The 12449-nt window shown below is 70.3% G+C and carries 18 protein-coding genes; 14 read left to right on the top strand and 4 right to left on the bottom strand.

Features of this window, described 5'->3' with window-relative positions; translation table 11 throughout:
- Nucleotides 1-53: 53 nt before the first annotated feature.
- The 9 genes from H629_RS0110350 to mutM all read left to right on the top strand — a co-directional run bounded on the left by H629_RS0110350 (nt 54) and on the right by mutM (nt 7172).
- Nucleotides 54-962: an ABC transporter ATP-binding protein gene (locus tag H629_RS0110350; RefSeq protein ID WP_024357188.1), complete on the top strand. Its 909-nt coding sequence runs from the start codon at nt 54-56 to the stop codon at nt 960-962.
- Nucleotides 963-992: 30 nt separating this feature from the next.
- Nucleotides 993-1934 carry an ABC transporter permease subunit gene (locus H629_RS0110345; protein ID WP_024357187.1) on the top strand — a complete coding sequence of 314 codons (942 nt, stop codon included), beginning with the start codon at nt 993-995 and terminating at the stop codon, nt 1932-1934.
- A gap of 34 nt (nt 1935-1968) precedes the next feature.
- Complete coding sequence (locus tag H629_RS0110340) at nt 1969-3408, top strand: sensor histidine kinase (RefSeq protein ID WP_024357186.1); 1440 nt, start codon at nt 1969-1971, stop codon at nt 3406-3408.
- Nucleotides 3405-4100 carry a response regulator gene (locus H629_RS0110335; RefSeq protein ID WP_024357185.1) on the top strand — a complete coding sequence of 232 codons (696 nt, stop codon included), beginning with the start codon at nt 3405-3407 and terminating at the stop codon, nt 4098-4100. The genes H629_RS0110340 and H629_RS0110335 overlap by 4 nt, the downstream gene beginning before the upstream one ends.
- A 71-nt stretch (nt 4101-4171) precedes the next feature.
- Entirely contained in the window at nt 4172-4666 is a 495-nt protein-coding gene (coaD, locus tag H629_RS0110330) for a pantetheine-phosphate adenylyltransferase (protein WP_024357184.1), read from the top strand.
- Nucleotides 4666-5214 carry a YceD family protein gene (locus tag H629_RS0110325; RefSeq protein ID WP_024357183.1) on the top strand — a complete coding sequence of 183 codons (549 nt, stop codon included), beginning with the start codon at nt 4666-4668 and terminating at the stop codon, nt 5212-5214. Before coaD ends, H629_RS0110325 begins: the two co-directional genes overlap by 1 nt.
- A gap of 13 nt (nt 5215-5227) precedes the next feature.
- Nucleotides 5228-5431, top strand: a complete 204-nt coding sequence (gene rpmF / locus H629_RS0110320) for a 50S ribosomal protein L32 (protein ID WP_017885009.1) — start codon at nt 5228-5230, stop codon at nt 5429-5431.
- Nucleotides 5432-5492: 61 nt separating this feature from the next.
- A complete protein-coding gene (gene rnc / locus H629_RS0110315) occupies nt 5493-6179 on the top strand; it encodes a ribonuclease III (protein ID WP_024357182.1) in 687 nt (228 codons plus the stop codon).
- Between the two features lie 6 nt (nt 6180-6185).
- Nucleotides 6186-7172: a bifunctional DNA-formamidopyrimidine glycosylase/DNA-(apurinic or apyrimidinic site) lyase gene (gene mutM, locus H629_RS0110310; protein WP_024357181.1), complete on the top strand. Its 987-nt coding sequence runs from the start codon at nt 6186-6188 to the stop codon at nt 7170-7172.
- A 69-nt stretch (nt 7173-7241) separates the two neighbouring features.
- Here the strand turns inward: mutM and H629_RS0110305 are convergent, their stop codons facing one another.
- Nucleotides 7242-7964, bottom strand: a complete 723-nt coding sequence (locus tag H629_RS0110305; protein ID WP_024357180.1) for an MBL fold metallo-hydrolase — start codon at nt 7962-7964, stop codon at nt 7242-7244.
- Between the two features lie 53 nt (nt 7965-8017).
- Here H629_RS0110305 and H629_RS14850 point away from each other — a divergent pair, with 53 nt between their 5' ends.
- Complete coding sequence (locus H629_RS14850) at nt 8018-8560, top strand: TetR/AcrR family transcriptional regulator (protein ID WP_076623995.1); 543 nt, start codon at nt 8018-8020, stop codon at nt 8558-8560.
- An 85-nt stretch (nt 8561-8645) separates the two neighbouring features.
- Here the strand turns inward: H629_RS14850 and H629_RS0110300 are convergent, their stop codons facing one another.
- From H629_RS0110300 to H629_RS0110290, 3 genes are all read right to left on the bottom strand, one after another.
- The gene (locus tag H629_RS0110300; RefSeq protein ID WP_024357179.1) at nt 8646-9170 is read right to left on the bottom strand and encodes a GNAT family N-acetyltransferase; all 525 of its coding nucleotides are present in this window, start codon (nt 9168-9170) and stop codon (nt 8646-8648) included.
- 52 nt (nt 9171-9222) lie between these two features.
- Nucleotides 9223-9510 carry a chorismate mutase gene (locus H629_RS0110295; protein ID WP_029746861.1) on the bottom strand — a complete coding sequence of 96 codons (288 nt, stop codon included), beginning with the start codon at nt 9508-9510 and terminating at the stop codon, nt 9223-9225.
- 76 nt (nt 9511-9586) lie between these two features.
- On the bottom strand, nt 9587-9973 hold the full coding sequence (locus tag H629_RS0110290) for a hypothetical protein (RefSeq protein ID WP_024357178.1): 387 nt from the start codon (nt 9971-9973) through the stop codon (nt 9587-9589).
- Between the two features lie 99 nt (nt 9974-10072).
- On the opposite strand from H629_RS0110290, the gene H629_RS0110285 reads away from it, so the two are divergent.
- The 4 genes from H629_RS0110285 (at nt 10073) to H629_RS0110270 (ending at nt 12372) form a co-directional block, all read left to right on the top strand.
- Nucleotides 10073-10744, top strand: coding sequence for a DUF1345 domain-containing protein (locus H629_RS0110285; protein ID WP_024357177.1), 672 nt, complete (start codon nt 10073-10075; stop codon nt 10742-10744).
- 78 nt (nt 10745-10822) lie between these two features.
- Nucleotides 10823-11392 (top strand): DUF6434 domain-containing protein, encoded by a 570-nt coding sequence (locus tag H629_RS0110280; RefSeq protein ID WP_024357176.1) that lies wholly within the window; start codon nt 10823-10825, stop codon nt 11390-11392.
- A gap of 9 nt (nt 11393-11401) precedes the next feature.
- Nucleotides 11402-11956 (top strand): hypothetical protein, encoded by a 555-nt coding sequence (locus H629_RS0110275; RefSeq protein WP_024357175.1) that lies wholly within the window; start codon nt 11402-11404, stop codon nt 11954-11956.
- A 17-nt stretch (nt 11957-11973) separates the two neighbouring features.
- Nucleotides 11974-12372, top strand: a complete 399-nt coding sequence (locus tag H629_RS0110270) for a DUF4260 family protein (protein ID WP_029746859.1) — start codon at nt 11974-11976, stop codon at nt 12370-12372.
- The last annotated feature ends 77 nt before the right edge of the window (nt 12373-12449 follow it).

Raw genomic sequence — 12449 nt, 5'->3', positions numbered from 1 at the left:
AGACAACGATGCAGCACCGTGCATCGACAGTCGCCCACGCGAAGGAGAGCACCATGATCGAGGCACGAGGCCTGAGCAAGCAGTACGGTAAGGAGACCGCTGTCGACGACGTCAGCTTCTCGATCAAACCCGGCCAGGTGACTGGTTTCCTCGGCCCGAACGGTGCCGGCAAGTCGACGAGCATGCGCCTCATGGTGGGGCTGGATCGCCCCTCGGCGGGCACGGTCACCGTCAACGGCAAGCGCTACGCCGATTCGCCGGCGCCGCTCGCCGAGGTGGGCGCGCTGCTCGATGCGAAGGGCGTGCACCCGGGCCGCAGCGCCCGCAGTCACCTGCGCGCCCTCGCCGCGACGCACGGCATCCCCGATCGCCGCGTGCACGAGGTGCTCGAACAGACCGGCCTCGCGGCCGTCGCGGGCAAGCGCGTCGGCGGTTTCTCCCTCGGTATGGGTCAGCGTCTCGGCATCGCGGCGGCCCTGCTCGGCGACCCGCAGACGCTCATCCTCGATGAGCCCGTCAACGGCCTCGACCCCGACGGTGTGCTGTGGGTGCGGCAGCTGCTGCGCCACCTCGCAGGCGAAGGCCGCACGGTGCTGCTGTCGAGCCACCTGATGAGCGAGATGGCGCAGACCGCCGATCACGTCATCGTGCTCGGTCGCGGCCGCGTCGTCGCCGACGCCCCCATCGCCGAGTTCGTCGCCGGCGGCGCGCAGGGCGAGCGCGTGCGGGTGCAGAGTCCCGACGCTGCGAGGCTCGCGGCGCTGCTCATGAACGCTGCGGGGGTGGAGCTGGATCCCCAGGGGGAGCACGCCTTCACCGCGCGCGGGATCTCCGCCGCCGAGATCGGCCGCGCCGCCGCCGCGCACGGCATCGAACTGCACGAGCTCAGCCCGGTCTCGTCCTCGCTCGAGGACGCCTATCTCGCGCTCACGCGCGGCGAACTCGAGTACCAGGCCGCTTAGGCCCCACCCACTTCACGAAGGAAGCAGATCATGACCTCCACCATCACCATTGACGCGAGCGGCACCCCCGGCCAGGAGACCGGCGCATCCGCCACCCGTGCCGCCCAGCGCCCCGCGACGGGCCGCGCCCTGCGGCTCAGCTTCGGCGGCGTGCTGCGCTCCGAGCGCATCAAGCTGTCGTCGCTGCGCAGCATCCGTCTCACCCTGCTCATCACCGTGCTCGTCGGTCTCGGACTGAGTGCGATGATCGCGCTGCTCTGGAGCAGCCAGGCGGGCGGGGCCGACGCGATGATGACGACCGACCCGGCGGGGCTGCAGAGCTACCTGCTGATCGTCTCGACCTTCACCGCGCCGTTCCTCGCACTCGTCTTCGGGGTGCTCGGCGTGTTCGCCGTCACCAGCGAGTACTCGAGCGGCATGATCCTCTCGACGCTCACCGCGGTGCCGCAGCGCACGCCGGTGCTCGTGGCGAAGGCGATCGTGACGGCCGCGGTCGCCGCCGTCACCGCGCTCGCGCTCGTGCTCGGCGGCCTCGCCCTCGCGGTCGCCTTCCTGCCGGAGGCGGCGGGGCAGCTCGGATCCACCGCTGTGATCTCGGGCGGCCTCGGCACCGTGGCCTACCTGGTGCTCATCACCCTGCTGGCCTTCGGGATCGCGACGATGCTGCGCTCCACCGCCGGCGGCATCGCGGTGATCGCCGGTGTCACCTTCGTGCTGCCGATCGCCATGCAGGTGCTCATGCTGACCGGCTGGGAGTGGCTGCCCACCGTCGCGGCGTACATGCCGGGCGACCTCGGCAGCACCCTCGCGGCAGGCATCACCGACGCCTCGATGCCGGCAGCCGTGACGGTCGACGGCCAGGCCGTGGCCGCCGGACCCGACTACTGGCAGGCGCTCGCTGCGATGGCCGTGTGGGCTGCGGCTGCGCTCGTGCCCGCTGCCCTGCTCTTCAAGCGCCGCGACGCGCGCTGATCCGCTCGACCGGGCGAATCAGTAGGGTGAAGGGGTGAACCCAGAACTGACGGCCGCGGACGAGGTGCGGCTGCCGCGCCCGCCGGGAGTGATCCGGCGGGCGCTGGCGGCGCACCCGCTCGCGGTCGACGTGTTCATCGTGACCTGGTACGTACTCGGCTGCCTGCTCGGGGTGCTCATCGACCTGCTGACCGCCCAGGCGCCGGTCGATGGCCTCGCCGTCTCGGACTGGTTCTCGCTGCCGGGCTACCTGGAGTGGCCGTGGTGGCCGCTGGCCGTGCTGCGGGTCGTCGTGATCGGGGCGGCGCTGCTCTTCCGGCGGCGCTACCCGCTTGCGGGCCTCATCGTCGTGACGGTCGCGATGCTCGGCGACCACGGCGCTCAGGCGCTCGCGTCGGGCGTCGCAATGCTCTTCCTGATCTACGCGGTGCCGGTGTACCGCAGCGTCGCGGCAGGGTGGATCGGCTACGCGATCGCCGTCGTGGCGAGTGTGGGCGGCAGCCTTGTCTCGGTGCTCTCGGGCACGACCTGGGCGACTGCCGGCGAGATCACGCCGGGCGGCATCAGTCGCGTCGACGGCGCGGCGCCGATGTCGGTGCCCGATTTCATCATCGCCAGCGTGATGACCGCGATCTGGTATCTCGCCGTGCTCATGCTCGGCATCAACCTCGGAAACCGCAGACGCTATCTGGAGGCGATCATCGACCGGGCCCATCAGCTCGCCCGTGAGCGCGACCAGCTCGCGCAGCTCGCCGTCGCCGAGGAGCGCTCGCGCATCGCCCGCGAGATGCACGACATCGTGGCGCACTCGGTCTCGGTGATGATCGCGCTCTCCGAGGGCGCGGCCCGGGCGGCGCAGGCGGCGCCCGAGGCGGCGGCCGACGCGATGACGCGCAGCGCCGAGACCGGGCGCACTGCGCTCGCGGAGATGCGCCGCCTGCTCGGCGCGCTCACCGAGCAGGGCGAGCAGGCCGAGCTCGTGCCGCAGCCGGGGGTGCAGGATCTGCCCGAGCTTGCGCGCGGCTTCCGCGACGCGGGCGTCGATGTGAGCCTGGTCGTGTCCGGTGAGGCTTCCGGTGACCGCGGGCAGGATCTCGCGGTGTACCGCGTGGTGCAGGAGGGCCTGACGAACGTGCTGCGCTATGCAGGCACCGGCGCGCGAGCCGAGGTGCGGATCGAGCGTCTGCCCGACCGCACCGTGATCGAGGTGCGCGACTTCGGCGCGGTCGCGGGCACGATGCCCCCGGTGTCGGGGGTCGGCTCGGGGCGCGGGATCACCGGGCTCCGCGAGCGGGCCCGCGTGTTCGGCGGCGAGATCTCGGCGGGCCCCGTGGCCGATCTGGGCGGCGGCTGGCGGCTGCGCGCCGAACTGCCCGTCAGTGCCGCGGCGCGCGAGCGCGTGCCCGGCGACGCGGCGGGGTCTCAGAATGGCGGCGCAGCCGCCGATCCGGAAACCGAAGAGGAGAGAAGATGAGTGAGGCTCAGATCAGGGTGATGCTGGTCGACGACCAGGAGCTGATCCGCACTGGCTTCCGCCTGGTGCTCCTGGCGGAGCCCGGTATCGATGTCGTGGCGGAGGCGGCCGACGGCGAGGCCGCACTGGCGGCGCTCTCCGAGCTGGAGGCCGGCGGCGACCGGTGCGACGTGGTGCTCATGGACGTGCGCATGCCCGGCATGAACGGCATCGAGGCGACCGGGCGCATCGTCGCCGAGCACCCTGACACGCGGGTGCTCGTGCTCACCACCTTCGATCTCGACGAGTACGCCACGGGCGCGATCCAGGCGGGGGCGAGCGGCTTCCTGCTCAAGGACGCACGCCCGGACGACCTCGTCGACGCGATCCGCCGGGTCGCGGGCGGCGACGCCGCGATGGCGCCGAGCGTCACCCGGCGGCTCATCGAGCAGCTGCGCCTCGTGGAGACGGCACCGACCGCGCCCGTCGCCGACGGCGCTGCGGCGACTCCCGATCAGGCGTTCGACGTGCTCACCGAGCGGGAGCTCGACGTGCTGAGGCTCATCGCGGAGGGGCTCAACAACGCCGAGATCAGCGCCAAGCTCTTCCTCTCCGAGTCCACCGTGAAGACCCATGTGGGGCGCGTGCTCGCGAAGCTCCAGCTGCGCGACCGAGTGCACGCGGTGATCTTCGCGAAGCAGCACGGGCTCTGAACGCGGGGCCGCGACGCGGCACCGCCCGCGTCGCGGCGTCGCACCCAGCTGCGACAGATAGGGTGGAACCCATGAGCAAGATCGCCGTCGTACCGGGGTCATTCGACCCGGTCACCCTCGGGCACCTCGACGTGATCCGTCGAGCCGCCCACATCTTCGACGAGGTGCACGTCCTCGTCGTGCACAACCCGGGCAAGGACGCGATGCTGCCGATCTCGGAGCGCGTCGGCCTGATCCAGAAGGCCCTCGACGAGGATCCGCAGATGCCGCGCAACATCCTCGTGGCCTCGTGGTCGGTCGGCCTGCTGGTCGACTACTGCACCGAGGTCGGCGCATCGGTGCTCGTGAAGGGCATCCGGTCGCAGATCGACGTCGCCTACGAGACCCCGATGGTCATCATGAACCGCAGCCTCGCCGGCGTCGAGACCGTGTTCCTGCTGCCCGACCCGGCGCACGCGCACGTGTCGAGCACGCTGGTGCGCCAGGTCTCCTCGATGGGCGGCGACGTGTCCGCCTACGTCCCGCCGGCCGTGGCCCGTTTCCTCGCGAAGACGAGGCCCGCCTGATGAGCAGCGCACGCGTGTTCCAGGAGAGCATCAGAGATATCTACAACCGTCCCGGCGAGATGCGGGAGCGGTCGCGCACCGTCGCCGCCCCCGAGAAGCTGGGCGAGGGACTGGCCTGGGTGGCCGAGGGAGAGAACCTCGACCTCGACGTGCGGCTGGAGTCGGTGCACGAGGGCATCCTCGTCTCCGCCGAGGTGCGCACGACCGTGCACGCCGAGTGCGGGCGCTGCCTGAAAGAGTTCGCCACGCCGTTTCAAGTCGAGTTTCAGGAGCTTTTCGCGTATACTCCTACGGAGGCCGACGAGTATGGGGTTCACGGTGATCACGTGGATCTTGAACCCCCGCTCCGAGACGCGGTAGTGCTTGCACTTCCGTTCCAGCCAGTGTGTCGCCCGGACTGCCCGGGGCTCGATCCCGAGTCCGGTGAGTTGCGCGAGGCCGAGGCTGCAGCCGAGCCCGACGCGGTCGATCCGCGCTGGGCTGCGCTGGCCGGGTATCTGGCCGAGGAAGAAGACGTGGATCGGTCCGCCGATCCTGAAAGCAATTAGGAAAGAGAGCATCATGGCTGTTCCCAAGCGCAAGATGTCGCGTTCGAACACTCGCCACCGCCGTTCGGCGTGGAAGGCCGAGGCCCCGAAGCTGGTGAAGACCGTCGAGAACGGTCGCACCGTGTACAGCCTCCCGCACCGCGCCCGCGTGGTCGAGGACTCGCAGGGCAACGCCCTCTTCCTCGAGTACAAGGGCCGCAAGGTCGCCGACGCCTAAGTTGGCATCGAACTCTCGAGAGCCGTCGGGAACGCCGCAGGGCGAACCCGGCGGCTTTCTCGTGCCCTTCGGGGTGCGGATCGACCCCGAACTGCTGGAGCTCGCCCTGACGCACCGCTCCTGGGCGTATGAGCACGGGGGAGCGCCGCACAACGAGCGGCTCGAGTTCCTCGGCGACTCCATTCTGGGTCAGGCCGTCACGCTCAAGCTCTACTGCGACTACCCGGAGCTGAGCGAGGGCGAGCTCGCGAAGCGCCGCTCGGCGCTCGTGTCGACCGTGGCGCTCGCCGAGCTGGCGCGTGGTCTCGGCATCGGCGCCTCGCTGCGCCTCGGCAAGGGGGAGCGCCAGACCGGCGGACGCGACAAGGACTCGATCCTGGCCGACACCGTCGAGGCGATCATCGGCGCCGTCTACCTGTCGACCGACGGTGAGACGGCGAATCGCTTCGTGCTCGACCTCGTGGCCCCGCTGTTCGCCGACCCTGAACGGTTCACGGCGGCCGTCGATCCGAAGACCTCGCTGCAGAAGGAGGCCGCCCGGCGCGGCCTGCCCCACCCGCCCTATGAGACCACCGGCACCGGCCCCGACCACGACCGGCGCTACACCTCCCGGGTCGTGCTCGACGGCGTGATCGGCACCGGTGACGGCACCAGCAAGAAGGTCGCAGAGCTCGCCGCCGCGCGCGACGCGGTCGAGCAGCTGCTCGAAGCCCGTCGTCACCGCGCCGAGCGCGGGCGCCGGAAGTAGCGCCGCGTGCCCGAACTGCCCGAGGTCGAGGTGGTGCGCGCCGGCCTCGCCCCTGCCGTGACGGGCGCCCGGGTGGCCGCGGTCGAGGTGCGCGATCCGCGCGCCCTCAAGCGGCATCTGCCGCTCGGCCTCGACGGGCTGCCCTTCGACGACGGTCTCGGCGGGCACAGCGTCACGCTGCCGCTCGAAGCGGGCCTGTCGCGCTCGGCCGACTTCGAGCGCCGGGTCACGGGTCTGCGACTCGCGGAGCCGCGGCGGCGCGGCAAGTTCATGTGGATCCCCGTCGAGGGGCCGGCAAGGGCTGAACCGGGATCCGCGCTGCTCGCGCACCTCGGGATGAGCGGCCAGCTGCTGCTGCGCTCGCTCGACGCGCCCGACGACCGGCACGTGCGGATCCGGCTGTGGATCGAGCACCCCGAGCACGGTGAGCTGAGGCTCGACTTCGCCGATCAGCGGCTCTTCGGCTCGCTCGCGCTCGACGCACTCGCCGAGGCGGACGGGGGCGGTACGATCCCGAGCCAGGCGCGCCACATTGCGCGGGATCCGCTCGACCCGCTCTTCGACGACGCGCGCTTCCTCGCCGCACTGCGTTCCCGCAGTGCGGGCGTGAAGAAGCTGCTGCTCGACCAGGGGCTCGTCAGTGGCGTTGGGAACATCTACGCCGACGAGGCGCTGTGGCGGGCGCGCCTGCACCCCGAAACCGCGGGTGCCGCGGTCGGCCCGCGCAAGGCCCGCGAACTGCTCGCCGCGCTGCGCGACGTGTTCGAGAAGGCGCTCGCCGAGGGCGGCACCAGCTTCGACGCCCAGTACGTCAACGTGAACGGGCAGGCGGGGTATTTCGCGCACTCGCTCAACGCCTACGGCCGCACCGGGCAGCCGTGCCCGCGCTGCGGGGAGCCGATCCGGCGCATCGTCATCGGCGGACGCTCCTCGCACTTCTGCTCGCGGTGCCAGAAAAGGGGCTCCGCCCCGCGGTCCCGCACCTCTGTCTGAGGCGTTGGGGCAGGATCCGCCCGGTCCGATTCGCTGCTCCCGCTGGCGGTGCGCCGCCGCGGCGGAGTGCTAGGGCCGGGCCGTCGAGGCCGCAGCGGTTGCACGCACGGCGGCGGTGATGCCGTCCTTCCAGGGGGCGCCGTGTCCGGGGAGTACCCATGTCGCTTCGGTCGGGAGCAGATTCTGGAGAGAAGCGATGGCTTGCTCGGGGTCATCGGTGAACGGCGCGGGCTGGGGGCCGGTCACGCCGGTCAGGACGTTGCGTGTCGTGAGTCCATCGCCGACGAACACTGCGTCGGCGAGCGGAACATGCACGGCGATGCTGCCCTCGGAGTGCCCTGGAAGGCCGATGATGCGGGGGGATCCCGGAAGATCCAGGACTTCTCCGTCGCGCACGTCGATCGTGCGGGTGAGCCACGAAGTGCGAAGTCCGCCTTTGCGGAGGGTGTATGTCAGGAATTCGACGAGGGGCAGGAATCTCATCTGCTGCATGGCGTTGGGCGGCTTCGGTCCGCCCATGGCACGCGCTGCATCTGCGTGGTGGACGTAGACTGGTATTCCGAGGTGCCGGCGCAGGCGTTCAGCGAAGCCGAGGTGGTCGGAGTCGCCGTGCGTCAGAATGCTGCCCTTGACGTCGCCCAGGGTTTTGCCCGCAACTGTGAGTTCGGCGCGGAGATCGCGCCAGTGGCCAGAGAGCCCCGCATCGATGATCGTGACTCCTTCGGGGGTGACGACGAGGTATGCGGCCACGATGTCATTGCCGACTCGGTAGAGATGGGTGCTCAGCTTCATGAAGGCTAAGATATATAGCCATGAAGGCTACTGTCAATAGCTATACTTGGGGGATGCCAGCTCCTGACAAGACTTCCCTGGGTGCGATCGTGCATGCTGCCTGGCAGCTTGTGGAATCCGACGGATTGCCCGGCTTGACCATGCAGAGCGTTGCTCAGCGTGTGGGAGTTCGTGCGCCTTCTCTCTACAAGCGCGTCGGAAATCGAGACGAACTGATCCGACTCGTCGCTGAAGCTGCGCTGAGTGACCTGTCCGATGCGTTGAGGGCGGCTCCCGACCTCTACCGCCTTGCGGAAGCGTTTCGCAGCTTCGGGCATCTGCATCCTGCCGCATTCCAACTGATCATGGCTCCCGGTGCAGGTGTTCCGGGTGCGAGTCTCGCGGCGACAGCGGCGGTCACGCAGCCGGTGATCGACGCTACACGGGCCCTCTGCGGCGAAGCTCGAGGGCTTGACGCTGCTCGCACCCTCACTGCGTGGGCGACGGGCTTCATCATCATGGAGAACAACGGGGGTTTCCGCCTGGACGGAGATGTGGAGGAGGCGTGGCGTTTCGGGCTCGAGAGAATTCTCGAAGCGATAGCGTGCTCGCGCTGAGGCGCGGTCTCCAGGTCCTGACTGAACCGTGAGACGCAGAAGCCTGCTGTCTGCAGCAGATCGTCCACGCGAACCGCGATGGGGATCAACAGCCCGAGCGCGGCCGATCCACCGCGAACGCCAGATGCGGCATCTCAACGCCGCGGTAGTGCTTCACGAAGCGTCCGCGCACGGTCATGCCGAGGCGGATCGCGACGTTCATCGAGGCGAGATTGGTGTCGCGCACCTGCGCCCACACCCGCTCGGCGGTGAGCTGATCGAAGGCGTACTCACGGCAGGCGGTGGCCGCTTCGACGGCGTATCCGCGGTGCCAGTGGGCGCGGTTGAAGAGGTAGCCGACCTCGATGACGTCGGCGCCGAGGATGCGCTGCCGGGTGAGCCCGCACTGCCCGATCATCTCGCCGGTGTCACTCAGCTCGACGGCCCACAGCCCGAAGCCGTCCTCCCGATACCGCTCGCGCATGCGCTGCAGCCAGCCGCGCACCATCGGCTCGTCGAACGCGCCCTCGTAGGCGGTCATCGTCTGCTCGTCCTGCAGGATCGCGCGGAGCGCGGGCAGGTCGCCCTCGTTCAGCTCGCGAAGTTGCAGGCGCGGGGTTTCGAGACGCATCCGACCATTGTCGCAGGCGCCGGGTATGCCAGGGTTCGGGCCGCTAGCCTGCTCAGTGCTGCCGCAGTTCGAGATCGATGAAGGCTCCGCTGAGGGCACGGTACGCGGCCTCGACCACCTCGGGGGAGGCCCCGCGCTCCTCGGCGAGGCCCCGCGCCTTCTCGATGACCTGCTCCACCCTGGCGGGCGCCCGCACCTCGCCCTCGTTCTGCTTGAGGGAACCAGCCGTGAGCACCCACCGCTGCCGCTCGGCGATGAGTGAGACGATGCGCTGATCGATCGCGTCGATCTGCTCGCGCACATGGTCGAGGGTGAGGCTCTGAACCGGGTCGGTGCTCATCGCATCAATATAGTCGGGGTGCAGGTCTCGAGCCCCGGTCTCGGGGCAGGCCAGGCGCCTGCGCCGATACGTCGCGTCAGGCGGCGAACTGCAGGCGTCGCAGCGCGACGGCCTGGCTGGCGGCGAAGAGGGCGATATCGACGGCGATGGCGAGCACGGCGAGGGCGACCAGCACCGCGGCGCCCGTCGCCGAGACCGCAGCGACCGCGGCGGCGGCGAGCAGGTTCGCGATCATCACCAGCCGGAGCGCGGTGCGCAGCGGAAGTCTCGCGAGCATGAGCAGGATCAGGCCGGCCCAGACGACCACGGCGACGCCGACGGCGGCGACCAGCCATGCCGGCAGCGCGAGGGTGGGCGCGATCGCCGGGGCGGCGAGTGCGACGCCCGCGCCGAGCAACCCGCAGTACGCGGCATCGAGACGGAGGCTGAGGCGGCCGAGGCGTTCGCCGTTCCATGCGCGCATGACCTCATCCTACGCGGCACGACGCCGTTCCCCGGCCGGGGCAGCCACGAGCGCTGGCCCGCGCGTGTGCCGGCCGCCGCTTCGAAATAGACTGCGCGCATGGGCCCGAAAGTCTCCGCAGGCGCGCATGCGCACGCGCATCTGCGGCTGCGTTCCTGCGTCTCCATCCTGCTCGGCATCGGTGCGGGGGCCGTCGTGGCCCCCTCGCTCGGAGTCGCCGCGGGACTGCTCGCGGGCTGGGGGCTCGTGGCGCTCATCAACGTGGTCTGGGTGCTGCTGGTGGTCTGGCGGATGAACCCGCAGCAGACGAGGGCGCACGCGACCGCCGAGGATCCGGGGCGCGGGCTCGCGCGCGTGGTCGCCGTGGCCGGCAGCGTCGCGAGCCTCGTCGCCGTCGCGGTGGTCGCGGCGCAGGCGCAGCGAGCCGACGGGATCGAGGCATACCTGCTCGCGGGGATCGCGCTGCTCAGCGTTGCGAGCTCCTGGGCGCTGATCCACACCGACTACATGCTGCGGTATGCCGCGCTCTACTACGCGAGCGGCCCCGATGGCGCACCGCGGGGCGGTATCGACTTCAATCAGGCGGATCCGCCGCAGTACACCGACTTCGCCTACTTCTCGGTGGGGCTCGGCATGACCTATCAGGTGGCCGACACGAACGTGAGCAGTTCGGATCTGCGCCGGGTCGTGATCGCGCAGACGCTGCTCGGCTATCTCTTCGGCGTCGGCATCATCGCGAACGTCGTCAATCTCATCTCGGGTCTGGGATGACGGCCTGGGATGATGGCCCGGTGTGACCGCCCGGGCGCCGGTGCGAGCGCCGCGTGCGCCCATCGGTAGGGTGAGGGGATGACTCAGTCTTCGCCGGGCTCGGCCCGTCCAGCGCTCATCCCGGGGCTCTCCGGCGACGAGCTGCGACGCTGGTACTGGCTGAAAGACGAACTGAGCGACTTCGCGCGGTCGCTCGGCATCCGCGCCACCGGTGGCAAAGAACTGCTGACGGAGCGGATCGCTGCTCGCCTCGACGGCCGCGAGTTCGTCGAGCCGTCGCCGCGGAGGCGCACCGGTGGGCGTCAGCTCGCGGGTGAGCTGACGCCCGAGACCCTGATCCCGGAGGGTCAGCGGTGCAGCCAGACGGTGCGGGCGTGGATGGCTGAGCAGGCGGGGCCGGGTTTCCACTTCGACGCCGAGATGCGCGCCTTCTTCGCGGCCTCGGATGGCACGCAGACCCTGCAGCACGCCCTCGACCACTGGGTCGCGACGCGCGAGCAGGGGAAACGCGGCATCGACGCCCAGTTCGAGTACAACCGCTTCACCCGGGCCTGGCACACCGCCCACCCGGATGGCAGCCGCGAGGATCTGCTCGCCGCTTGGCGGGAGTACCGCGCACGCCCCGTCGACGAGCGCGGCCGAGCGTAGGGCGAGGGCATGGTCGACCTGCATCAGACCGAGCCCGGGCTGCCTCCGGATCACCCGTGGCTTCTGCTCTCGCGGTGGGGGATCGCGTGGCGCTCGGCGCTCGGGGCGATCGTCGCCGGGCTCTGCGTGGTGCTGGTGATCACGCTCTTCGGCCTGCTCGGTGACAGTCCCATGCCCCAGACCACGCTCAACCTGGTCTGGTTCGGAATCCCGCAGCTGCTCGTGATGATCGCGACCGCGGCGGTGCTCGGCCCCTGGCTGCGGCGCTTCTACCCGTTCGGGCAGGCGCTGCTGTTCAGCGGCATCGCGCTCGCCGCAGCGTTCGTGCTGGCGATCCTGGTCGAGGCGGCGAACCGGCTCCTCGACCCGAGCACGGGGGGAGTGGGGGTCTTCCTCGTGCTCTTCTTCGCGGGGTTCCCATACTTCCTGACCGGGGCGATCGGTTACGGCCTCGCGATCTGGTCGGTGACGCCGCGCGGCAGGCGGGTGTTCTGGACGCTACTGGCGGGGGTGATCCTGCTCTTCGCCGGGTGCTGGATCGCGGCCCAGCTGACCGCGGGGTGAGCAATAGCATTGACCCCATGAACTTCATGCGTGTGAGCTGGGGCATGAGCGCCCTCGTCTGGTTCGGTTTCATCGTGCTGGCGTGCGTGGCGCTCGGCTGGCCGGCCGTGGGGGTCACGGTGCTCTTCGCGGTGCTGCCCGATGCGTCGCTCATCGGCGGTTTCGCCGCGCAGGGTCGACTCAAGCCCGAGCGCGTGCGGCTCTACAACACCCTGCACTCGATGCCGGTGCCGCTCGCGATGCTCGCGCTCGGGGCGATCGCGTTCTTCGTCACGGGCGGCTTCGCAGGCGGCTTCTGGCCGCTCGCGCTCGCGGGCGCGGCCTGGTTCGTGCACATCGCGGCGGATCGCGCCTTCGGGTACGGCTTCCGCGACGCCGACGGCGACATCATCCCGGTGGGCAGCGTGCTGGGGTGAGCCCGGGGCGGACTTCGCCGCCGCGGTTCTCGTGCTCTCGCAATAGCGGGCAACCGGCCGTGGGCCGGGTACAGTCG

Origin of the sequence: Leucobacter chironomi DSM 19883, from assembly GCF_000421845.1 — a bacterium.
Classification (GTDB): Bacteria; Actinomycetota; Actinomycetes; order Actinomycetales; family Microbacteriaceae; genus Leucobacter; species Leucobacter chironomi.
This window is presented reverse-complemented; position numbering and strand designations above follow the sequence as displayed.